We start from the raw sequence: 14,709 nt of genomic DNA, 5'->3' as shown, positions 1-14,709 counted from the left end.
AGGTTGTTTGACTTAAAGCTCGTTTCTATAGCGGGCTTTCGTCTTTTATTCAGAATGGGTTAAAAAGGAAAGTGTTCATGGCCGGAACAAGAAAAACCAACCGCCGCGAAGAAATATTGCAAGCGCTCGCAGAAATGCTTGAATCCAATGAAGGCGCATCTCGTATCACTACTGCTAAACTGGCTAAGCAGGTCGGCGTTTCTGAAGCAGCACTATATCGACACTTCCCAAGTAAAGCGCGTATGTTTGAAGGCTTAATCGAGTTTATCGAAGAGTCATTAATGTCACGCATCAACCGCATTTTGGATGAGGAAAAAGACACCCTCACTCGAATTCGTCTCGTGATGCAGTTGATCCTGGCGTTTTCTGAGCGTAACCCGGGCTTAAGTCGCATTCTTTCTGGCCACGCTTTAATGTTTGAAAACGAACGTCTACGCGAGCGTATTAACCAGCTTTATGAACGTATCGAAACATCACTGCGCCAGATTTTGCGTGAACGTAAATTGCGTGAGGGTAAATCCTTCCCTGTGGATGAAAAGATCCTAGCTGCGCAGTTGTTAGGCCAGGTAGAAGGCAGCTTGAACCGCTTTGTGCGTTCTGACTTTAAGTATCAACCTACCGCTAACTTTGAAGAATATTGGGCACTACTGAGTGCGCAAATTAAGTAAACGAGGAACGACATGCCATCTAGCATAGACTTGTCGAATGCAAATCGAATCGGAACTGGTAATGAGCGAATCTGCTTTGAGCACCCAGAAAACCCGGCGCTTTGCATCAAAGTTTACCACCCGATGGAAGAGATCCTTAAGCATACTAAGGTCGTTCGTCAGCAAAACGAGATGGAACAATACTACTTTCAAAAATTAGTAGAACGTGATGTTCCTTTCACCTTCATACCTCGATGCCATGGCTGGATAGAAACTTCTTTGGGAAGAGGGTTGGTTTTCGATCGCGTTGTAGATGACAGTGGCTCAGCAAGTCAGCCCTTAACCGCTATGCTTAAACAAGGCACTGTTTCTCAAAGTGAAGCTCACGATATCCTCAAATCAGTTGAAGCTTATTTGCTTCAATATTCGATTAGCATTTGTGATGTCAGCCCTGGGCACATTTTGATGCAAGAGCAAAACGGCCAACTGACGCCAAAAGTCATTGATGGCGTTGGAAGCCGCTACAATGATTGGAAACTCTACTTACTGACCTATGTTCACTTTTTTGCTCGCAGAAAAACCAAATCTTTATGGCAAAAACTAATCTCGATGATGCTAAACCATGAATGCAATAAATAACCAACTAAAACTATCTCAAATCCTTCATCCTAAAAGCTGGGGCTTATGGTTAGGGTTTGGCCTCCTGGCTCTCGTTGTCACTGTTTTGCCTTATGCTCTTCTGCTCCAAATTGGCCGAGGTATTGGATCTCTATCCGCTCGACTATTAAAAAGTCGCGCTCACATCGTGCGTCGCAATCTCGAGCTTGCCTTCCCAGAGATGAGCAGCAATGAGCGCGAAACCATAGTAGCAGAGAACTTAAAAAATACGGGGCTCGCACTGATTGAAACGGGCATCGCATGGTTTTGGCCGAACTGGCGATTCAAACGTTTGATCGAGTTTAAAAATATCGACCAAATCGTTGAACTAGACCAGCAGAAAAAAGGCGTGTTAGTTGTCTGTACTCATGCGCTCAACTTAGAAATTACCGCACGCGCATTTGCGACTTTTGCACCGGGTTATGGGGTTTATCGCCCACACGACAACCCTGTCTACGATTTCATCCAGACTTGGGGACGCACCCGATTTGGCAATCAAATGGTGGATCGCAAAGATGTGAAAGGTATGCTCAAGATTCTTCGTCGTGGTGGTCGCCTTTGGTACCTTCCTGATCACGACTATGGTCGACGCAACGCAGTGTTCGTTCCCTTCTTCGCAGTTGAAGATGCATGTACAACAGCTGGAACAGGCGTATTAATCGATGCGAGTAAATGTGCCGTCGTTACAGCATCAAGCTTTAGAAAAGGCCACACTTACACGCTGCAAGTTGATGATGAGTTTAGCGCTGATTTCCCACGTAAAGATGCAGAGGGAGCCGCACGCGTCATGAACAGAGCCATTGAAAAGGTAATCCTTCGCGGCCTAGATCAATGGATGTGGGTACACAAACGTTTCAAAACCATGGTCGAACGCTCTATGGGTAAAGGCTCGCGATATAAGTAACAAAGATGACAATAAAAAAGGCATCCAAACGGATGCCTTTTTTATAACAGAGTAAAACAGCGTTGCTTAGATGCCGTATTGCGCGCGATACGCTTTTACTGCTTCTAGGTGCTCTGGAGCCGTACCTTTCTCTTCTAGGAAAGTCACCAGATCAATCAGGCTCACGATAGAAATAATCGCGCAGCCAAAGTCGCGCTCAACTTCTTGAATCGCAGATAGCTCACCTTTGCCTTTCTCTTGGCGGTCAATCGCAACAAGAACACCAGCTAGATCAGCGCCGTTTGCTTGGATGATTTCCATTGATTCACGAATCGCGGTACCCGCAGTGATAACATCATCAACCAGCATGATACGACCTTCCAGTGCTCTACCAACTAGGTTGCCACCTTCACCATGATCTTTCGCTTCTTTACGGTTAAAACAGTAAGGCGTATCGACATCGTGGTGGTCAGCTAAGGCTACCGCTGTCGTTGTTGCGATTGGAATACCTTTGTATGCAGGGCCAAATAGAACATCAAATTCAATGCCTGAATCTGCCAATGCTGCTGCATAAAAACGACCTAAACGAGCAAGATCACGGCCTGTATTGAAAAGACCAGCGTTAAAGAAATAAGGGCTCTTACGGCCTGACTTTAAAGTAAACTCACCAAACTTCAGGACTTCTTTCTCTAGTGCAAACTCAATAAATTCACGCTGGTATGCTTTCATTACTTTCTCTCTAAATAAAGGGTCTAGTTTCCTAGACGGTTTATAAACAGCTCAAAATTCAACCTTTGCCAAATTTTGATAAAAAAATAGCCCCCAATTGGGAGCTATTAAAAACTAGTTTTCTAACGCCGCCTTCTGCGCTGCGACAATCTCGGTAATACCTTTGGTTGCTGATTCCAACAACTTCATCAGCTCTGCATGAGTGAACGGTTCACCTTCTGCAGTACCTTGAACTTCAATCATACGACCATCTTCAGTCATCACAACATTCATGTCTGTATCAGCAGCTGAATCTTCCGTGTACTCAAGATCACAAAGGATATCTTCGCCTAAGATGCCCACAGAAACTGCAGCAACATGGCCTTTCATTGGGTTCGCTTTTAGCTTGCCCTTCTCGACCAAGTGTTGGAATGCATCTGCCATCGCCACACTCGCACCAGAGATAGACGCAGTACGCGTACCGCCATCTGCTTGAATAACATCACAGTCGACTGTCACCATGATTTCACCCATCGCTTCTAGGTCAACCACCGCTCGTAAGCTGCGTGCAATTAAGCGTTGGATTTCCATCGTACGACCGCCCTGCTTGCCATTAGCAGCTTCGCGACGCATACGTGAGTGAGTAGAACGCGGTAGCATGCCGTATTCAGCCGTTACCCAGCCTTTACCTTGGCCTTTTAGCCAACGTGGCACGTTTTCTTCTACTGTCGCATTACACAGTACTTTCGTGTTGCCGAATTCAACAAGCACAGAGCCTTCTGCATAAGCAGTATAGTTACGGGTAATTTTGATTGGGCGAACTTGATCCGCCTTGCGATCGTTTGGACGCATTGGCATCTACCTTAGTTATCTATCTGTGATAGGGGGAGACGATTTGGTTGGAGCAGGATTATAGCGAAGTTTGCTAAACAAAGCTACGCGCATTACTTCGCCAAACAGTGCAGTCTGAGCCACCCTTTGTGCTACTATGGCCGCGCGTTATTTTCAAAGATGAATAAACAGGAAAATTCGATGATCTATAGTATGACTGCCTACGCACGTAAAGAAGCGAAAGGCGATTGGGGCACCGCTGTTTGGGAAATCCGCAGCGTTAATCAGCGCTACCTAGAAACTTACTTCCGCCTGCCAGAGCAGTTTCGTGGCCTAGAGCCAGTATTGCGTGAGCGTTTTCGTAAGCGCCTTGCTCGCGGAAAAGTCGAGTGCGCTCTGCGCTTTGAAGCCAACCCGGCAGCAAAAGGTGAGCTAACCATCAATGAAGACCTAGCAAAACAGGTCATCAATGCAGCAAACCAAGTCATGTCTCTAACTGGTGAAAGCAGCCGTCTTAACCCGTTCCAAGTGATGAACTGGCCAGGTGTTATGGAAACGCCAGAACAAGATATGGATGCAATGAACAAAGACCTACTTGCTGCATTTGATGACGCAATTGGTGAATTCATCGAAGCACGTGGCCGCGAAGGTGATAACATGAAAGCGCTGATTGAACAGCGTCTAACGGCTATTTCGGAAGAAGTGGTCAAAGTACGTGCTCGCATGCCTGAAATTCTTGAGTGGCAACGTGAACGCCTACTGTCTAAGTTTGAAGATGCCAAAGTAGAGCTAGACTCTTCTCGCGTTGAACAAGAGCTTATCTTACTGGCGCAAAAGTCAGATGTTGCTGAAGAGCTGGATCGCTTGGACTCTCATATTAAAGAGACGAATAACATCTTGAAGAAAGGTGGCGCTGTTGGCCGTCGTTTAGATTTCATGATGCAAGAGTTTAACCGTGAATCTAACACGCTAGCCTCTAAGTCAATCAGTACAGATATCACCGCTTCAGGTGTTGAACTTAAAGTTCTGATTGAACAGATGCGTGAGCAGATCCAGAATATCGAATAATTTTCCTTCTCTTTCCAATACCTTCCTTTTTATTCTAAAACCCTGATTATTCAGGGTTTTACTTTTCCAACATGAACCACTCCGTTTCAACATGTTCCAAAAAAACGGTGAGTTAAATGGTGAGTAATAGCTCGCTATACTTAGTTCAAATGGTGAGTATTGGAGGTATCATGGCATCAATGACAGCAAAGCAGGTAGCCGCGCTTGCAAAATCAGGTGAACCGACCAGAAAGTCCGACGGAAAAGGACTCTACTTTGTCGTTCCAGATTCAGGAGCGCCCTACTGGGCCCTTCGATATAGTGGAAACTGTGGTAAACGTAAACAAATGACTCTGGGCCAGTACCCTGGAATGTCTTTGGCCGATGCAAGATCAGAAGCCGAAGTTTTCAAGCGTGACTTAAGGCAAGGAGTAGATCCCCTTATTGCAAAACAGCGTCAAAAGTGGACTGGAATAACATCGGTCGATGATTTATTTGAGGATTGGTATAAAAACGATTTAGCCTCAAGGTTAAAGCATCACCACATTCCAGCTCGAATATATCGGAAAGAGATTAAGCCAGTAATTGGCGAGTTCAAAATTCAGGACGTAACGGCTCTGGATGTTCGAGAGATAATTCAAAGAGTTAGGGATAGTGGTCGTCTAACCGTTGCAAATGACACGCTTGGCTATATGAAGCAGCTTTTCAAGCACGCATTAAAGCTTGAATTAACCTCTAATAATCCCGCTGCACCTTTCACAATAAACGATGCTGGAGGGCTCGAAAAAACTCGTAAGCGAGCATTGGACCTAAATGAAATAGAGAAAGTATTTGAAGTATTTCGCAGCAATCTAAACAGCTTTGGTAGAGATAACTATTTGTTGTGCTGCCTTTTCTTGGTTCTAGGTAATAGGAAGAGTGAACTATGTGAGGCACCTTGGTCAGAGTTTGACCTTGAGGAATCTGTCTGGCATATCCCAGAGTGGCGAGTAAAGACAGGAATCGCTATATCTATTCCCCTGCCACGTCAGGCAATGACATGGCTCAGTGAGCTAAAAGTAAGGTCAATGGGGTCTGAGTATGTTTTTCCAGCCAGACGCAGAAGTAATCTATTACATATGGGACCTGATACCCTGAATAGCGCAATCTCAAAGTTGTTTGGACGAGAAGCAGGGAGGAAGGTTCAGCCACCTAACGTGATGGGTGATATAAAGCATTTTACAGTGCATGACCTACGGCGAACATTCAGGAGTCTAGCTGCATCGGTAGGAACGCCAAATCACGTCGCTCGGCTGTGCATAAATCATCGACAGGGAGGTGTTGACGGTATTTATGATAGATATGAGTACTTTGATGAACGAAAAATCGCACATCAGAAAGTTGCAGATCTAGTTTCTCCCTTGGTTTGAAGAAGCTATTAATTGAATTGGCCACATCTAAGGAAACCCGAAGCTATTAGCTATTTTTATAGACTTCGGGTTTTTGTACCGCACGTAAAGTCGCTTCCCCCTCAAACTTAACCACGAAACATACTTCAAACCTTCTTTGGGTAATCTATGTAATTGATTTAGTACACGAATAGCGATTTCTCACAACCCTCACCGCATCACCTGTTGCCAGCTTATCAACTGGTAAGTCGAGAATAACATTGATAATGCCAGCCATAGAATTGTTAGTAAACCTGAACCCGGTTGGGAGTCCATTGGGTTCATCAATAGCTGCATCAAAGGCAAGGACGAAGTTTTTAATATCTGACGCTCTACCTTTTAAAACTGCTTCAGGATACTCAGAATGCAATGGTTCTGGCTGTACACTCTCAAACTCTGCAATAGACCTAACTACATCAGCTCTACTAGGCCAATACTTCAAGTCATACTGATATTGGAGAGAACGTAGCTTGTCCGCAACATGGCTACGAAACAAGTAGTTATCTTCAGTGGCTGCAAAAATCATATCTATAGATGATTGATAATCATTTTTACAGAACCCAGAGCGATTATAGATTTCGCTTTGACGCTCCAGAGCATAAGCAAGCTTTGATGCCAAAGCTTCAATCTCAGAGCTAAGGCTATTGAGCTCTACCAATTCATACCGAGCATTTTCAACCTCGCCTCTAGAGAAGTCAGAACTTGACCATATCAACTCGAGTAACAACCACACAGAAGAGCACTGTTGCTTACTGGAATAACCAAAGGCCTTAATTATCTCGTCATAGGCAGAACTTAACTCGTTAGCACGCTCAATCATTCTAGACATTGCCGACCAACTACTCATGTAAATTTCTTTTTGCCGATAGTCAGAGAGCTCATCTTTAACGAAAGCGGTGCAAAAAGTCGTTGGGCTTTTCTCAGGTAGTGACATATTACTATTCCTTTTGCTTCTTGTTAGTTGAATGATAACTACCTGTGTTTTTTGTGCCGTATCTGAACAAAGAAAGTTATATCACCTTACGATCGGTTCTGAAGAAGCTGAGCCTAGAAACTACTACCTAAGTCATTTATCTGAACCAGCTAATACACAACCAGGAAAGTATCTTATATGTATCATGATACAGGTGCAGCTCTTTTAAGCTTTGAATAAATCCTTAATTAAATCAATCATCTACATCTGATTTATCTTTCAAACTCCCTGCATACCAGTAAATCACGCCAACACAAGCAACTGTAGCTAACAGTCCTGCTAACCAAATCCATAGCTCCATCATCCTCTCTCATATTAGTGGGGGGAACTTAGGTCAAAATCTAGCATTTCTTGAGAGCATTTGTCCAAATCGGGCCAATTGACGTGCCTGGATACGCTTTGCATTGCAGCAGAATCATATCGTGCTCAACGACATAAATCGGAGTGTTATATGAAGCTTAATAATATAGAACTGCTAACGCGAGAATTAGCACAACACATTAAAACTACTTGGATAGTTCAAATCGAGTTTCCAGAGCAAAATGGAAATCAGGGACCCGACGGCGATTTGTTGTGGCCGGAGGTTCTCTTATGCAAGAGCGAAAAGGATGCCATAGATTTGGCTCATTTCCTTAACAAAGCGTCACATGAAGACTTTGAGCTTTTCATGGCTTCAGAGGCCTCAGTTCCGATTGTTATACCAAATAGTAGCGAACAGCACGTCGTCATTTCATGTAGAAACATAGAGGCATATCGTTATGCATATCTAATTGAGCCAAGCATAGAAAGCATCTCTCAGGTTGAGATCTTGATGGAGGTATTTCAATATGAAGACTAGGCTATCGGCAAGATCATGGTTTTTTTTCTGTCTGCTGGTACTAAATGCTATTCCATCTTGGGCTCATGAGACATCAAAGAACCTAATTATACAAACATCCCCACTTTCATCTTGGAATGACAGCTTTAAAAAAAACAAAAAAGATTGGGAGATACAATTAAAAGTTGGAGGGTGGTCTCACCATAAATATAAGTCAGATGTGAAAGTAGATTTCAATCAAAGCCATAATGGGTTAGGGATAGGACTCTACAAAAAGGTTGAAGAATTAAATATTCTTTCAAAAGTTTTTGATGCCTATAGTTATGAATTATTTTACATGAAAGACTCTTTTAGAATGGGGCAAGCTCAAGCATCAACAACTTTATATAAGAGGTTCGATCCTAACCTACCGTTTATGCGAAGAGTTGAGCTAGATTTAATGTTTGGCGTAATGTCTCGATCTGATGGAATAGCCGACCTTCAAACCGGAGAGATATATTCAAGGGAAAGAATCACTTTTCCATTCGCATTGCCTGGGCTTACATGGTACGTCGATGACATTATGCACTTTGATCTTACCCACATCCCTAGAGTCAAAGGAATTAATAACTTTCCAACAACCTTTGTCCGCGCTGGATTCTCTTTCTAGTGATTTGTTCTCTTGATCGGGTAACAACAAATCTCGAGAAGCGGCAGTAAAGTAGATCATCAGCAAGATTATTTAAAAGTCCTTTATTTTTCTGCAAACCAACAGTTACGGAAGATTAAAACATTTGTCCAAAATGGGCAGTTTCACATACCTATCCTAACGGTGATCAGAGACAAAATCATTCCATACCCATAATAGAGTGGATGGAGGGGTTTCATCATGAGAATTAAACATATATTGAGCATCGTTGCGATTACGTTAACTCCTTACCCTAGTAGCTTACTGGCTCAGGAAAGCGCTACCGTAGGGCAAAAGTCAACGCAGGAGAAACGTACACAGAAGGAAACTGCAATCAACGATGAAGCCAGTATGGAATTACAACGACAAAAGGGGGCGGAACAACGTGATGGAAAGGAGACACGGAATAGTACCTCAACTTCTGTACGAGACTCGGATGAAACATCATCTCGGCAGCAAAATCAAACAACTAACCGTCTGGCGGTTAAAACGGCACCTCTTGCAATACTCAATGAACTTTTTACATACATAGAGAAAGGCCGTTCGACTAGAGGGCGAACTGCAAATGTAATAAAGCATTGTGCGCTCGTTACAAAACCAAAAGCACCACAATTTCCAGATCTTGAACCTAAACCCCTAGTGACTAGCGTTCAAGCATGCATGGCCTGGAACAAGGAAAAAACTTTGGGACAGTGCCAAGTTGAGTTACATCAAGCAAACTTTAATTGGGCAACAACAGGCATGCCATCGTTCATTCGGGTTCCATCAGAAAGACTCATTGAAGATGGTATATGTTGGGCTCTATATGGCCTTGTCTCAGAAGCAACACTTGAAGAGGCCTCCAAGGGAATTCCGCTCAACGAAAATAGCACCTCTGGAATCAAATTAGCTCTAGCAAACGCAATGAGTAAACAATTGGTGAGAAATGACTTGCCAGATAAGGCTAGAAAAATTGTGGAGAGGCAATTTGGTCAGAACTGTGTAATACCGACAAGTCGTGGATATCGTTATGAAGGAAAGTATGAGTGGTCCTGCGGCTCATTTTCTGTTGATCCTAAAGCCATCTCTGCCTCAGTAGGTGAATTCACTTTGTTTGGGAGGGGAAACTCTCTATTTGGTGAAACCTGGGAGATGGAAACATCTCAAAGTCAGGATGCCCTCTTTTCAGTATCGACGACTCGCTCAAATTCAAGAGAAGCTTCAACTTCTGAAGCTCAGTATGCAAGTACTGACAATCGCTCATCTAAATCACGCAATTTATCAATGAGAACGTCTGAGCGTTTACAGACAGAAGAAGCATCCAATCTCAGCAACTCCACAGAAGCAAGTTTTACAGCATCTCAGCCTGGAATCAAAGGAGGTAACTAAGAATGAAATCTGTAATTTATGGCATCATCATTGCCTGCCCACTCACCGCGCTTGTTATCTATTTTGCCCTGTCCGGCAGGCAGGAAGTACTTATCCAACAGAAAAAGCATGAAGTTCAACAGCAGCTTCGCTCAGAAGAATTTCAGCGTAGTTTTTCCAGAGCTTGGTCTGAATTTGACCAACCCAGTCAGCATGAAATGGCTCTCTTGGCATCAGAAGCTGCCGAGAGAGAAGCTCGGATAGAAAAGTTAAAGCAACTTCGCTCAAACATTGAAGCCTTCGACAATGAGTCATTCGAAAACCTTCATGACGACTTGCGTGAGATGAAGAAAGCTCTACAAGAGCAACAGCCATCACAAGTTCAAGAGTTACCGAATTAATTTAATCCAAGGGCTTCAGCGACCTCTCGGCCGCCTAGCCCTCCTAAAAAGGAAGAAAAAATGGACACTACTACATTTAAAAGGAAACGAAGCCATGTCAAAAAATCTTATTCTTACAACAGCTTTGACTGTAACTTTAACTGCATGCACTACAACAGAAGACCTTGCGCAAACCATGACAGTAGTTAGTGGCAGCGCAGGGAACAGCAGTACATGCCTAGTTCTTGTCGATACTACAAAGTACAACAGCAAGCTGAAGCTGAGTGAGGATTTGCTGTATATGCTGAATAACGCAGCATGTGAGCATGAAGGTATACAGAACGTAAGAGTTTGTTCTATCGAATTCCCTTGCCCATCACTGCCAACGCTAGAACCACAGGAAAGTAAATATTAATGGTTCAATTTAAGCTTAAAATGAGGAAACCACCATCAAAAGGCTACTAGATACCACGCATTTCCTGTTTTTAAGCTTAGTCTTAGGAAATAGATAACAAGATTGACAGTAAAACTCTCAGTTTCCTAACTTTAAGCTTAAAAACGCACCTGCGAACGAAGCTGCCCGAGAAGCTCTCGGGTAGTACTTTCAACACGCAAGTCCCAGTCCACCCCAATGTAAACCATATGAATAGATGCCAACTTACGAGCTCGCTTAACCAATTGAATTCAAGTCTAAAATTTCATACCCAGCCTACAGTATCTCATTGCATATTAAGTGAGATGAGATAAGCTGTGAATATGAGTAAAAATGTATGCTATCGCACGTTCAGTCAAGGGTTCTAGTAAATTGCAAACAACTCCTGTTCAAAACCAGATCTACACCATGTCACCAGATGACTGGGAACACTTTATCGAAGAGTGGATGACGTACAAGTCTAAAGAATACTTCGATTTTGAGAGGTTAGGAGGAGCGGGAGATCAAGGCAGAGACGTCGTTGGTTACGTTGATAATCCTGTCGGATCGGACTGCTATACTTGGGACAACTTCCAATGCAAACACTATGGCGCACCTCTTTCTCCTTCACAGATATGGGTAGAAATAGGCAAAATATGTTACTTCTCTTTCAATCGTGACTACCCCTTTCCTAGGAAGTATTACTTTATTGCACCTCGTGGTGTTGGTACAAAACTATCAAACCTACTAAAAAAGCCTAATGAACTAAAATCCGGTTTATATGAAAACTGGGATATGTACTGTAAAAATGGGATCACGGACAAAAAAAGCATAGTTCTGGACGAAAAACTAAAGACGTATATAGACGAGCTGGATTTCTCTGTATTCGATAAAATAGCAACCATTAAGATTATTATTGAGCATAGCAAAACTCAATTTCATGTTACAAGATTCGGAACACAGCTCCCCAAAAGACCCGACACTCCCAAACTATCATCTGTCGTGGGAGAGCATGAGTTAATATACGTAAAAAAACTACTTCAAGCCTATGATAGCCATTGTAGTGAAAAAATAGTGTCAGTCAGTAATCTAGACAATCACCCTAAATATAACAACCACTTAAAACGTTCTAGAGAAGACTTTTTAAATGCGGAAACATTAAGAAATTTTTCTAGAGACACTCTACCAAAAGGTGAGTTCGAAAGAATCCAGAGCCAAATATTAAGTGGTGTTATAGACATCGTAGAAGACGACCACGAAAACGGATTTGATAAAGTAAAAGAAGCTGTTAGAGAAGCGAAAAGACTACAATTGCCCACCAGTCCGCTTTCATCGTGTTTAACGATAAACGACCGTGGTGGAGTTTGCCACCAATTAGCTAATAACAATGAAATATCATGGTGTGAAGATGAATGTTAATACTTTCAGTGTATTTAACTCACCTATTGAAACTGGACTTAGAAGTTTAACTTTACTTGAAGCTGGCTATCCAAACGCATATGACTTAGAGAGAATAACATACTACGACTATCTCCTCGTTCATTCCGGTGATATCGAAGGTGGCCCTAACAGCATACATCCGAATACCCCCCATAGATCTGGAGAGCTTCTAATCAGAAGGCCTATTATTGAAAAAGGTCTAGCGGTAATGATTTCAAGAGGGCTTGTAGATATTGATTATTCTCAATCTGGTATAAGATATATAGCAACGGAGTTATCTACACCTTTCTTAGATTCTCTTCAAGCCAACTATACAAGAAAAATGATAGACACTGCTATTTGGGTTGTTGAAATATTCGATAAGCAGCCAAATCAAAAAATAAGAGATCTAATTAACAAAAATTTACAAGTTTGGGGAGGAGAGTTCATCGATGAATCCCTTGTTAGAGGGGAGAATGATGAATGAATAGTGGATTTCTAATCAATAGACTGATATGTACTGGAGATAATGTTGAAGACGTTAGCATCAACTTCAACCCAAATACACATGTAATTGTTGGTCCATCCAATACTGGTAAGTCCTACGTTTTCCAGTGTATAAAGTATATGCTTGGTAGTGAAACCAAGCCAAAAAGAATCACCGAATCAATTGGTTATCAAGATTGTTTTTTAGAAGTGACTCTCGCTAATGGCGATATTATAACACTACGTAGATCTCTCGATGGCGGAGATGCAGAATTATACAAATGCAAACATTCTGAGATAAGAAATTATCCAGAACCCCCTACTATACTCAGAGTCGGTAAAAAGCCCACACAAAAAATTGGAACTCTAAATAATTATCTTCTTGATGTTTCCAATCTTAGAAATGTAAAAGTAAGAAGAAACCTTAGTGGTGTATCTGATGAATTTAAATTTAGCTTTATAAGACATCTCACGTTAATTGATGAGACATCGATAATCAAAGAATCATCTCCAATCTTCACAGGGCAATACGGTGAAGATACTAAAGAAAAATCTATACTGAGATATTTATCCACTGGAAAAGATGATAGCGGGATTATTTCAAAGCCTAAAAAGGATGTAATTTCCAATAGAAAAGGTCGAATGGAAGTTATAGATCAACTTATTGAAGAGTATAGCTCAGAGCTTAATGATTATGACTATATCTTGCAAGAAAATGAAAAAATAGACGAACAAATTGACAAATTAGAGAGCTCAATAGTTGAACTAAAAGATTTGATAGATTCATTATACGTACGTGTCACTAAATATGAATCAACTATTAATAGAAGCTGGAAAGAGTGGAAGAGTAATGAGTCAAGGCTTTTAACCGTTAATGAATTGTTATCTAGATCTAACTTGCTACATCAGCATTACTTAAATGATATTGACAGATTAGAATCGGTTCAGGAAACAAGTAATTTGTTTTCAGAACTACAATTTGGAAACTGCCCAACATGCAAACAATCGTTAGAAGGAGATGAACACTTAGAATGTGATATTAATGATTTGGAGAATATAAAATTGGCCTCAAGAAAAGAAATAGAAAAAATAAAAAAATTAATTTTCGATCTTGACATCACACGCAACAGCTTAATCTTTGAAAAAGAAGAACTGTCGCAAAAAATAAAATCAAATAAAGAAAATCACATTAAATACCAAGAAGAACTTTCAGATTTCATCTCAAGAAACATAAAAACCAACGTAGAAAAATTAGATCTATTAAAAAACAAACTTACTGAGCGAAAGCAAATTAATCGGATAATTGAAAAGATTTCTAATTTAGAAAACCAAAAATCTGGTTATAAAGAAGAAATTGACCCAATGGAAGGTAATTATACATTTGATGAATTAACAACTGCAACCACAACAGAACTATGTAAGGTTATAAAGCAGTTATTAATAGAGTGGAGTTACTCAGATATAAAATCCGTTTCATTTAGTGAAGAAACCTGTGATCTTGTTATTAACGGTGAGCATAGAAACTTAGCAGGAAAAGGTTATAGAGCTCTATCTTATTCCGCATTTATTATTGGATTAATGCACCACTGTATAGAAAATCGTCGAAGTCATAGTGGTGTTGTTTTATTAGATTCACCTCTATGTACGCTGCGGTCTCGACATATAACCAAATCATCTACTTATGAACAAAAAGATGTCATAGGAGATGCTACCAAAGAAAAGTTTTATGCTTCTATCTCAAAATACCGTGACTTAGGACAAATAATAATATTGGACAATGATGGTCCAATAGAACCTGACTCTCTACACATTGGGTACACTGAGTTCACGGAAGATAAAAATCGAGGACGCTATGGTTTTTATCCTGTACAGTAAATCTTACATCATTTACGTGGAACGTTGATTGGTCCCCTCAGAAGAAACCTAGTCCATTGCATTCAGGATAAACGTAACAAGTGGGTATCGAGATCGGTTTTAAGTATATGTTTTTAAAGTGCTTTGATAGCTT

General features: G+C 41.4%; 16 protein-coding genes. 13 read left to right on the top strand and 3 right to left on the bottom strand.

The features are described from left to right. Positions 1–77: 77 nt before the first annotated feature. From slmA to lpxL, 3 genes are read left to right on the top strand one after another with little or no spacing between them, the layout of a single operon-like run. On the top strand, positions 78–668 hold the full coding sequence (slmA, locus tag GVO60_RS16620) for a nucleoid occlusion factor SlmA (RefSeq protein ID WP_159655989.1): 591 nt from the start codon (positions 78–80) through the stop codon (positions 666–668). 12 nt (positions 669–680) lie between these two features. Beyond that, complete coding sequence (locus GVO60_RS16615; RefSeq protein ID WP_159655987.1) at positions 681–1,286, top strand: YrbL family protein; 606 nt, start codon at positions 681–683, stop codon at positions 1,284–1,286. Then, entirely contained in the window at positions 1,270–2,208 is a 939-nt protein-coding gene (gene lpxL / locus GVO60_RS16610; protein ID WP_159655985.1) for an LpxL/LpxP family Kdo(2)-lipid IV(A) lauroyl/palmitoleoyl acyltransferase, read from the top strand. Before GVO60_RS16615 ends, lpxL begins: the two co-directional genes overlap by 17 nt. Before the next feature lie 66 nt (positions 2,209–2,274). Here the strand turns inward: lpxL and pyrE are convergent, their stop codons facing one another. Then, positions 2,275–2,916, bottom strand: coding sequence for an orotate phosphoribosyltransferase (gene pyrE / locus GVO60_RS16605; protein ID WP_159655983.1), 642 nt, complete (start codon positions 2,914–2,916; stop codon positions 2,275–2,277). A gap of 114 nt (positions 2,917–3,030) precedes the next feature. Continuing rightward, a complete protein-coding gene (gene rph, locus GVO60_RS16600) occupies positions 3,031–3,747 on the bottom strand; it encodes a ribonuclease PH (RefSeq protein WP_159655981.1) in 717 nt (238 codons plus the stop codon). A gap of 180 nt (positions 3,748–3,927) precedes the next feature. Between rph and GVO60_RS16595 the strand changes: the two genes are divergently transcribed. Next, a complete protein-coding gene (locus tag GVO60_RS16595) occupies positions 3,928–4,794 on the top strand; it encodes a YicC/YloC family endoribonuclease (protein WP_159655979.1) in 867 nt (288 codons plus the stop codon). Positions 4,795–4,964: 170 nt separating this feature from the next. Further along, complete coding sequence (locus GVO60_RS16590; RefSeq protein WP_025550484.1) at positions 4,965–6,182, top strand: tyrosine-type recombinase/integrase; 1,218 nt, start codon at positions 4,965–4,967, stop codon at positions 6,180–6,182. A gap of 145 nt (positions 6,183–6,327) precedes the next feature. Here the strand turns inward: GVO60_RS16590 and GVO60_RS16585 are convergent, their stop codons facing one another. After that, positions 6,328–7,134 (bottom strand): hypothetical protein, encoded by an 807-nt coding sequence (locus tag GVO60_RS16585; RefSeq protein ID WP_078558692.1) that lies wholly within the window; start codon positions 7,132–7,134, stop codon positions 6,328–6,330. 490 nt (positions 7,135–7,624) lie between these two features. On the opposite strand from GVO60_RS16585, the gene GVO60_RS16580 reads away from it, so the two are divergent. From GVO60_RS16580 to GVO60_RS16545, 8 genes are all read left to right on the top strand, one after another. After that, positions 7,625–8,011 (top strand): hypothetical protein, encoded by a 387-nt coding sequence (locus tag GVO60_RS16580; RefSeq protein WP_139059360.1) that lies wholly within the window; start codon positions 7,625–7,627, stop codon positions 8,009–8,011. Then, positions 8,001–8,639, top strand: coding sequence for a hypothetical protein (locus GVO60_RS16575; RefSeq protein WP_159655977.1), 639 nt, complete (start codon positions 8,001–8,003; stop codon positions 8,637–8,639). The genes GVO60_RS16580 and GVO60_RS16575 overlap by 11 nt, the downstream gene beginning before the upstream one ends. 219 nt (positions 8,640–8,858) lie before the next feature. Further along, positions 8,859–10,025, top strand: a complete 1,167-nt coding sequence (locus GVO60_RS16570) for a hypothetical protein (protein WP_139059361.1) — start codon at positions 8,859–8,861, stop codon at positions 10,023–10,025. Between the two features lie 2 nt (positions 10,026–10,027). After that, positions 10,028–10,405: a hypothetical protein gene (locus GVO60_RS16565; protein WP_140071266.1), complete on the top strand. Its 378-nt coding sequence runs from the start codon at positions 10,028–10,030 to the stop codon at positions 10,403–10,405. 94 nt (positions 10,406–10,499) lie between these two features. After that, positions 10,500–10,799, top strand: a complete 300-nt coding sequence (locus GVO60_RS16560) for a hypothetical protein (RefSeq protein WP_053809692.1) — start codon at positions 10,500–10,502, stop codon at positions 10,797–10,799. Between the two features lie 351 nt (positions 10,800–11,150). After that, the gene (locus tag GVO60_RS16555; RefSeq protein WP_225874942.1) at positions 11,151–12,215 is read left to right on the top strand and encodes an ABC-three component system protein; all 1,065 of its coding nucleotides are present in this window, start codon (positions 11,151–11,153) and stop codon (positions 12,213–12,215) included. Continuing rightward, the gene (locus tag GVO60_RS16550; RefSeq protein ID WP_078558686.1) at positions 12,205–12,702 is read left to right on the top strand and encodes an ABC-three component system middle component 2; all 498 of its coding nucleotides are present in this window, start codon (positions 12,205–12,207) and stop codon (positions 12,700–12,702) included. The genes GVO60_RS16555 and GVO60_RS16550 overlap by 11 nt, the downstream gene beginning before the upstream one ends. Beyond that, complete coding sequence (locus GVO60_RS16545) at positions 12,699–14,576, top strand: AAA family ATPase (protein ID WP_159655975.1); 1,878 nt, start codon at positions 12,699–12,701, stop codon at positions 14,574–14,576. Before GVO60_RS16550 ends, GVO60_RS16545 begins: the two co-directional genes overlap by 4 nt. Positions 14,577–14,709: the final 133 nt, after the last annotated feature.

Source organism: Vibrio atypicus, assembly GCF_009811315.1.
In the GTDB taxonomy this organism is placed as follows: domain Bacteria; phylum Pseudomonadota; class Gammaproteobacteria; order Enterobacterales; family Vibrionaceae; genus Vibrio; species Vibrio atypicus.
This window is presented reverse-complemented; position numbering and strand designations above follow the sequence as displayed.

Excerpts from the sequence above, each read along its gene's own strand:
- GVO60_RS16565 (WP_140071266.1), top strand. The coding sequence starts at position 10,028 with ATGAAATCTGTAATTTATGGCATCATCATTGCCTGCCCACTCACCGCG.
- GVO60_RS16545 (WP_159655975.1), top strand. The coding sequence starts at position 12,699 with ATGAATAGTGGATTTCTAATCAATAGACTGATATGTACTGGAGATAAT.
- GVO60_RS16590 (WP_025550484.1), top strand. The coding sequence starts at position 4,965 with ATGGCATCAATGACAGCAAAGCAGGTAGCCGCGCTTGCAAAATCAGGT.
- GVO60_RS16555 (WP_225874942.1), top strand. The coding sequence starts at position 11,151 with ATGTATGCTATCGCACGTTCAGTCAAGGGTTCTAGTAAATTGCAAACA.
- GVO60_RS16615 (WP_159655987.1), top strand. The coding sequence starts at position 681 with ATGCCATCTAGCATAGACTTGTCGAATGCAAATCGAATCGGAACTGGT.
- GVO60_RS16550 (WP_078558686.1), top strand. The coding sequence starts at position 12,205 with ATGAATGTTAATACTTTCAGTGTATTTAACTCACCTATTGAAACTGGA.
- rph (WP_159655981.1), bottom strand. The coding sequence starts at position 3,747 with ATGCGTCCAAACGATCGCAAGGCGGATCAAGTTCGCCCAATCAAAATT.
- pyrE (WP_159655983.1), bottom strand. The coding sequence starts at position 2,916 with ATGAAAGCATACCAGCGTGAATTTATTGAGTTTGCACTAGAGAAAGAA.
- GVO60_RS16580 (WP_139059360.1), top strand. The coding sequence starts at position 7,625 with ATGAAGCTTAATAATATAGAACTGCTAACGCGAGAATTAGCACAACAC.
- GVO60_RS16595 (WP_159655979.1), top strand. The coding sequence starts at position 3,928 with ATGATCTATAGTATGACTGCCTACGCACGTAAAGAAGCGAAAGGCGAT.
- lpxL (WP_159655985.1), top strand. The coding sequence starts at position 1,270 with ATGAATGCAATAAATAACCAACTAAAACTATCTCAAATCCTTCATCCT.
- GVO60_RS16560 (WP_053809692.1), top strand. The coding sequence starts at position 10,500 with ATGTCAAAAAATCTTATTCTTACAACAGCTTTGACTGTAACTTTAACT.
- GVO60_RS16570 (WP_139059361.1), top strand. The coding sequence starts at position 8,859 with ATGAGAATTAAACATATATTGAGCATCGTTGCGATTACGTTAACTCCT.
- GVO60_RS16585 (WP_078558692.1), bottom strand. The coding sequence starts at position 7,134 with ATGTCACTACCTGAGAAAAGCCCAACGACTTTTTGCACCGCTTTCGTT.
- GVO60_RS16575 (WP_159655977.1), top strand. The coding sequence starts at position 8,001 with ATGAAGACTAGGCTATCGGCAAGATCATGGTTTTTTTTCTGTCTGCTG.
- slmA (WP_159655989.1), top strand. The coding sequence starts at position 78 with ATGGCCGGAACAAGAAAAACCAACCGCCGCGAAGAAATATTGCAAGCG.